Source organism: Synechococcus sp. 65AY6A5 (assembly GCF_002760415.1).
In the GTDB taxonomy this organism is placed as follows: domain Bacteria; phylum Cyanobacteriota; class Cyanobacteriia; order Thermostichales; family Thermostichaceae; genus Thermostichus.
The window spans coordinates 257678-264439 of sequence record NZ_AXUW01000001.1 but is presented as its reverse complement, the minus strand read 5'-3'; the positions used below and the strand labels follow the sequence as shown (position 1 = coordinate 264439).

6 protein-coding genes and 1 pseudogene are annotated in these 6762 nt (G+C 60.5%); 4 read left to right on the top strand and 3 right to left on the bottom strand.

What is annotated here, in order from left to right:
- Positions 1 to 101: 101 nt before the first annotated feature.
- Positions 102 to 212, bottom strand: a pseudogene (locus SYN65AY6A5_RS14100) (SulP family inorganic anion transporter); the annotation flags it as partial.
- Positions 213 to 592: 380 nt separating this feature from the next.
- Here SYN65AY6A5_RS14100 and SYN65AY6A5_RS01225 point away from each other — a divergent pair.
- The 4 genes from SYN65AY6A5_RS01225 (at position 593) to SYN65AY6A5_RS01210 (ending at position 3584) form a co-directional block, all read left to right on the top strand.
- Positions 593 to 1024, top strand: coding sequence for a hypothetical protein (locus SYN65AY6A5_RS01225; protein ID WP_011430898.1), 432 nt, complete (start codon positions 593 to 595; stop codon positions 1022 to 1024).
- A gap of 54 nt (positions 1025 to 1078) precedes the next feature.
- On the top strand, positions 1079 to 1939 hold the full coding sequence (locus SYN65AY6A5_RS01220; RefSeq protein ID WP_228375271.1) for a DUF2993 domain-containing protein: 861 nt from the start codon (positions 1079 to 1081) through the stop codon (positions 1937 to 1939).
- 244 nt (positions 1940 to 2183) lie between these two features.
- A complete protein-coding gene (locus SYN65AY6A5_RS01215; protein ID WP_099813000.1) occupies positions 2184 to 2810 on the top strand; it encodes a GerMN domain-containing protein in 627 nt (208 codons plus the stop codon).
- 6 nt (positions 2811 to 2816) lie between these two features.
- Entirely contained in the window at positions 2817 to 3584 is a 768-nt protein-coding gene (locus SYN65AY6A5_RS01210; protein WP_011430901.1) for an MlaE family lipid ABC transporter permease subunit, read from the top strand.
- 42 nt (positions 3585 to 3626) lie between these two features.
- On the opposite strand, the gene SYN65AY6A5_RS01205 is transcribed toward SYN65AY6A5_RS01210, so the two are convergent.
- Positions 3627 to 4733, bottom strand: a complete 1107-nt coding sequence (locus tag SYN65AY6A5_RS01205; protein ID WP_099812998.1) for a peptidylprolyl isomerase — start codon at positions 4731 to 4733, stop codon at positions 3627 to 3629.
- A gap of 197 nt (positions 4734 to 4930) precedes the next feature.
- Positions 4931 to 6762: choice-of-anchor Q domain-containing protein (locus tag SYN65AY6A5_RS13925; RefSeq protein WP_276307411.1), on the bottom strand; the 1832-nt coding region annotated here is incomplete at its 5' end.

Genomic DNA, 6762 nt, shown 5'->3' with positions numbered 1-6762 from the left:
GCTTTGCGTGAAGGAACTGTCTAGAGGCGCTTTGACAACGCCGTTACGGGTTCTTTTGTGGACTGCGTAAGAATCCCCCGCCTTCAGGCGGTGGGAGTGTTAAATCCAGCTACAATTGCTGTGTAAAGCCCCGCTTTAGGATCAACGCCGCTGGCAATGGCAAAGGCAAGCGCTAGCGGCAAAGCCACCACTGCTGTGGTCAAGCCGCCCATAAGGTCGCCGCGCCAGCGCGCCAAAAGCTTTTTCCACCCTTGGCCTGCGTCATCCGTAGCCACAGTTGGCTGACTCACCACAGCTACTCGAACACTCCTCAGTTGCCGATAAGTCCTTTCAAAGGGTAACACAGTGTTTACAAATGTGTATACGGACTCAATGGCACCGGGGAAGGTGTAGCGTCGCTGAGTGCCTCAGCGGCAGTTGACGGATAAAGCCAGAGTGTGAGCAGCCGATCGTAGGCCCAACGATGGTTTAGAATATTTTTAGAATCTGGTCTGAGGTTGCGGGGATCCTAAAGACGCCCAGCTCGGCGGTTTTATTCCGTCGTTTCTTCTCCCCTTTCCCTTCAGCTCCCTCTGTAACTTAGGAGATTGCTATGGCCGTTCCTAGTGGTCTTTCCAGCCCGCTGCCGGAGCAAGAAACCTCTACGGGACAAGGAAACGGTCTGAACTTGGCTCCTCGGCCTGCCGACCCGATCCTGCCGGCTGCTCTAGGGTCAGGAGAGAGGTCCGGCCCGCCGGTGTTTCCTAGCCCTGTCAAGTTCAGCAAGATCGAGATCGACAACCGCCCGGTGGGAGCTTCCACCCTGAAGGTAGTGGATTACTTTGCCGATGGCCGTCCGGTTGCTGCTGCCACTCTGAAAGTTGTGGATACCTGGGGCGAGGGGCGCCCAACGGTGGCTTCCGGCGTCAAATTTGTCCATGACCCAACCCTCAACCGGCCGGTGATGGCGGACGGCCTGAAAATTGCCAAAACTTTCCTGGGAAATCGCCCTATTGAGGCTAGTCCCCTTAAGGTGTTGCGTTAGCCGGCATCCCTGACGAGGGCCAGGGATCCCCCTGCTAACCTGAGTGGGGGAGACGTGACAGCGGCAAATATGGAGATCCTGGCGGCTTTGGTGGGGTTGCTGGCGGGCTTGGGAGGAGGGGCAGGCTACCTGGCAGATCAGGCGGCTCGGCAGCTTTTGCTCGCTCAGCTCGATGGGGTAGAGGTTTTGGAGGTGCGCATCCAAAGCCGCCCTAACTATCGTTTTTTGAGCGGCCAGGCGGATCGGTTGTTGGTTGCCGGGCGGGGGCTGTACAGGGCTCCGTTTCCGCGCATAGAGCTGCTGGAGCTGGAAACAGATCCGGTGGCCATTGACCCCTCTTTTTTCCGCGGGGCTCCTCTGCGGCTGGAGCGTCCTCTGCAGGCGGCGGTGCGGGTGGTGGTGCGGGAAGAAGACTTGAATGCTGCCCTCAACTCGCCAGAGGTGCTGAGACAGTTTCAGGATATCCGAGCAGATCTGCCCTTTGGCGGGCTTAGGGACGAACCCCGCCGCTTCGATCTGCGCAAACCCCGGGTCGAGTTTTTGGCTCCTGACCGCCTTCGACTTTCTGCCCTCTTGGTGGAGCAGGAAGGCGGCAGCGAGCAAAAAGACTCCGTCCCGCTGACGCGAGCAGTTGATGTAGTGTTCAACGCCGGGATCCAGGTGGAGGAGGGGCGCCGCTTGCAGCTTCAGGATCCGGAGTTTGTCATCGGCTCTGTGCGGGTTCCCGATGAGATCTCGGCAGCGTTTTTGGGCGGCCTTAACGAGGTGTTTGATCTGCAAGAGCTAGAAGATCTGGGGCTCCTGGTGCGGGTGCTCAGCCTGGAGATAGGGTCTGATCAGGTGCAGGTGATCGGCTTTGTGCGGGTCGAGAGCTTGGAGACCCTGATGGGATCCCGGCGAGCCGCCCTTCCCTAGCAGGGATCCCCGCCCATTGGGGCTAAATCTTCTCGTCGATAGGGTCGTCTTCTGCCAGGAGCTTCTCGATGCGGGCCTCGTCCAGGCGGGAGAGCAGCCGCGCCGCCTCTTGGTTGTCGCGAATGGCTGTGGCCAGCGTGAAGCCAGTTCAAGCTGGCTTGCGCCTGTGCCGGTTTGGGGATCCCCGGCAGGGTGGGCCTTTCTTCGCTACCCTAGAGCTAAGCAAGACAGGGGAATGGCAGCGATGGATCACTACGGAGGGCGTACCGCACAGCTTGGCTCTGGCAAATTGGGGGGGCGACGTTCCCGCCCACGGCGCGACCAGGCCCTGCCCCTGGGGATCCTGGGCTTTTTGCTGGGGGTGGGGGTGATGGGGGGAGCCTGGTGGTACAGCATTGGGCCGCGGCAAACCCTTTCTTTGTACTGGCTGACCACGGCTAACAACTCGATCTACTACGTGCAGCAGGAGCGCTCCGTGCGCGCCTTCGACGCCCAAGAGGCCATCCGTGTGGCTTTGGAAGAGCTGATCGCCGGGCCCCGGGATCCCCACCTCACCACCGCCATCCCTCCCCAGACACGGCTGCTGGATGTGCGGGTGGAAGGCAACGATATTTTCCTCAATTTCTCTTCTGAATTCACGCAAGGGGGGGGATCCACGGCGATGATGAGCCGGATCGCGCAGGTGCTCTACACGGCCACCAGCCAGAACCCCGGCGCGCGGGTGTGGATCTCCGTCGAGGGGCGTGCCCTCGAGGTATTGGGGGGGGAAGGGCTGATGATCGACCAACCCTTGACGCGGGCCTCGTTTGTCCCCAGCTTCCAGCTTCCGGCAGAACCTGAGGCGGAGCCGTCAGCCGTATCGGCCTCTTGAGAGATCATGAACTGGTTCCAACGGGTGGGCAGCAGTTTTCTCCTGGCCGGGCAGGTGACCTTGCACCTGCTGCGGGGCCGCATTCACCGTCGCAACACGCTGGAGCAACTGGCAGCGGTGGGGCTGGAGTCGCTGCTGATTGTTTTGATCACAGCGGTGGTGATCAGCGGCGTTTTCACGATTCAGTTGGCGCGCGAGTTCATCAACTTTGGAGCTTCTTCCCTCATCGGCGGGGTTTTGGCCATTGCCCTGGCCCGCGAGCTGACGCCGGTGGTGACGGCGGTGATCCTGGCTGGACGGGTGGGATCCGCCTTTGCCGCCGAGCTGGGCACCATGAAAGTCACGGAGCAGATCGACGCCCTTTACCTGTTGCGCACCGATCCGGTGGACTATCTGGTGATCCCACGGGTAGTGGCCGCGGGGCTGATGCTGCCGGTGCTCACCATCCTCTCCCTGTTGACGGGGTTGGTGGGGGGGATGATCATCTGCGCGTCGGTTTACAACATTCCTTCCACGGTGTTTCTCACCTCGGCTCAGAATCTCCTGGCCCCTTGGGACTTGATCGTCTGTTGTTTGAAGGCGATGGTGTTTGGGTCTCTGATCGCCATTGTCGGCTCCAACTGGGGCCTTTCCACCAGCGGGGGCGCCAAGGGGGTGGGGCGCTCCACCACCGATGCTGTGGTGACGGCGTTGCTGGGGGTGTTTGTTACCAACTTTCTGATCTCTTGGCTGGCGTTTCAGGGCCCGGGAACTGCCCTCAGCCGCGCCTTCTAGCCACTCAAAAGGGCAAAGGTAGGAGATAGTGATGCAAAATCCCTACGCCCCATTCCTCAGATTTTCTTGGCCTGAGATCAGCCGGGCGCTCAGGATCTGATCCCCCAGCTTGATCTTGCGCAGCACCTCGGTGCCCTCGGTAACATAGCCGAACACGGCGTAGCGGCCATCCATGAGGTTGAGGCCGGCGGGAGTGAGATCCGGCTCGGCCATAAAGATAAAGAACTGAGAAGAGGCGCTGTTGGGATCCTCGGGATAGCGGGCCATGGCCACCGTCCCTTCGGCAGCAAAGGGCAGGGCCGGCTCCACATCCCACAGGCCCAGTTGATCGAAGGTTTGGCCGTAGCGGGGCATTACCTCACCCTTGACCCGGATCTCCATGGGGATGGTGCGGACTCTGCCGGTGGCCGGATCCACATAGCCGTCGGCAGGGCCAGGGGGATCTCCAGCTTGCACTAGGAAGAATTTCTCCACTCGGTCAAAGGTCAGGCCATCGTAGAAGCCCCGCTGCACTAGGTCAGCGAAGTTGCCAGCAGTTATTGGAGCACTATAGCCATCCAGGGTGATCACCATGCGCCCGGCGGTGGTGTTCAGCTCCACTTCTGCCCGGCCCAGGAGCTGCGGCTTGTCGGCGTACTCATCAGGTACCTCGTAGGGGAAGGCCCCCACCCAGTTGTTCTCCAGGGATCCCAAGTCGTCTATGAGGCGGTCGTAGGCGGCGCGGGCTTCCTCCTTGCCCTTGGATTTGCGCTCCGTGGCCTGGCTGATGAGCTGCAACTCCTGGCGTAGGGCGGCTATTGCTTCAGAGGCGGCGGCAGCCTGCTCGGGGGGCAACTCCGCCAGCAGGGGATCCGCATAGCGATCCAGGAGCCGCTCCACCTGGCGCACATCCCCCCGCACCGCCGACCAGCGGTTGTACTTCAGGTCGGCCTCGATTTTGGTGATGGCCTCGTCAATTTCCCAGATCCGACTGTCTTGGATGGGCAGCGCCCGCCGCAAGAGGGTTCGCGGATCCGTAATGGCATCCCCTTGCGGCAGCGCCAGCGCCGGGATCCCCCAGAGCGCCACCCCGCAGAGCAGAGCAGCTACGTAGAGGCCAAGCCGGCAAAGGGATCCCCATTGCCAAAATCCTTGGGCACGCTGCGTCATGGTTCCTACCGACTGCAAAACCACTCCTGTCTCAGCCTGACACCCCACCGTCACAGGCGGCAAGCGCTGTCAAACCTCGATAGATATCTCCACGACTGGCTCACTCCACCTGGGGGAAAGCCGTTATCGCTACGCAACGCTTTTGCAACCGCGATAGCAAAGACGGAGTTCTCAGAGGGCATGACTACACGGCTCTCCTACCTAGGAACGGTGACCTCGAAGCGGACGACACCGGCTGATCCAGAACTGCCTCCCCCCACATTCACCACCACCACACCGTTGGGGTTGCTGATGCCCCCACAAGCAGGCGGCACGGCCCCACCCGGCGGAATGAAGGCCCCCCTATCCCCATCTTGGGCGTCGCTAAGGGCCACAGGGGATCCCCCTGTGCTCACCGACAGGCTGCCCGGCACATACTGCAAGCCAGGCGCCAGGGGATCGCACACCACAAAGTTGGAAGCGGGCGAGTCCAGCAGGAAGTAGATGGCATACTGCACCCGCGCTCCTGGGCGCACCGGCAGGTTGATGGCCCCCTGCAGGAAGGTGCTGGCTCCGCCTGGCCAAGGGATCCCTGGGTTGTCGTTGGGGTCGGTGGGCTCGTCGAAGAATTCGGGAATGGAGAGGCCATTGAGGGCGCTGATCCGCTTGACCAGTCGGATCCCTTCGCCTGGGGGAGGTGCTGGGCTGGGTGTGGGCGTCGGAGTGAGTGTGGGTGTCGGTGTCGGGGTGGGCGTCGGTGTTGGAGTGGGTGTTGGCGTCGGTGTTGGGGTGGGGGTGGGCGGAGCTTGCTCCTCATATGCTCCTACATCACACCGAACTCCAGCAGGTCGGGAAAAACCCCGCTGATCCTGGTTGACAGGGCTACTGTTCAGGTCGGTACACTGCCCGGCTGGCACAGCGTCGATGGCTACACTGCCTGCCAGAAGGGCATGGGTCTGGGTCGGCCCACCATTGTTGGCCAGTGGCCCAAGGTTCAAAGCTGCTGAGGTCACAGCCGTAAGTCCTGGGCAGCTTCCATCGGTGTCGAGATTCGCCCCGCTGGGGGTGAGAGTGCCAGCGTTGGAACAATTACCTCCGCTTGTACTGTTTGCTACGATTGAGTTTCTGAGGTTGGCTGTGGCGCCGTTGAAAATACCTCCACCTTCTGAAGCTGAGTTCGATGCAATTGTTACAAAGCTTAGACTGCTGGTGCCGAGATTGTAAATGCCACCGCCTTTTGTGCCAGCACTATTTCCTGATAGGGTGCTGTTGGTAATGTTTACTGTACTGCTGCGGGAAACATAGATCCCTCCCCCTTCCTGGTTGACATTGTTGAAGGGGATCTTGCTGGCGTTGTTGAAGGAGATCTCGCTGGCGTTGAGGGTTACCTTGCCGCCGTTGCCGTTGTAAATGCCACCCCCTTTTTCACTAACGTTATTGCCGGAGATCCCTGTTTTGCTGATGTTTGTCGTGCCTAAATTGTAGATGCCGCCCCCTTCCTTGCCAGCACCATTGTTGACAATGCCGGCGTTGGTAACCGTTATCGTGCCGCCGCTGCCGTTGTAGATGCCGCCTCCCTCCTGGCCGGCACCATTGTCGGAAATGCCCGCTGCGTCAATGGTTACTGGGCCCAAGTTGTAGATGCCGCCCCCTTTGTCACCAACGCCATTGTTGGAAATGCCAGTGTTGGTAATTGTTACCTTGCCGCCGCTGCCGTTGTAGATGCCGCCTCCCTCCTGGTCGGCACCATTGCCGGAAATGCCCGCTGCGTCAATGGTTACTGTGCCCAAGTTGTAGATGCCGCCCCCTTCTTTGCCAGCACCATTGTTGACAATGCCGGCGTTGGTAACCGTTACCGTGCCGCCGCTGCCGTTGTAGATGCCGCCTCCCTCCTGGCCGGCACCATTGTCGGAAATGCCCGCTGCGTCAATGGTTACTGTGCCCAAGTTGTAGATGCCGCCCCCTTTGTCACCAACGCTATTGTTGGAAATGCCAGTGTTGGTAATTGTTACCTTGCCGCCGCTGCCGTTGTAGATGCCGCCTCCCTCCT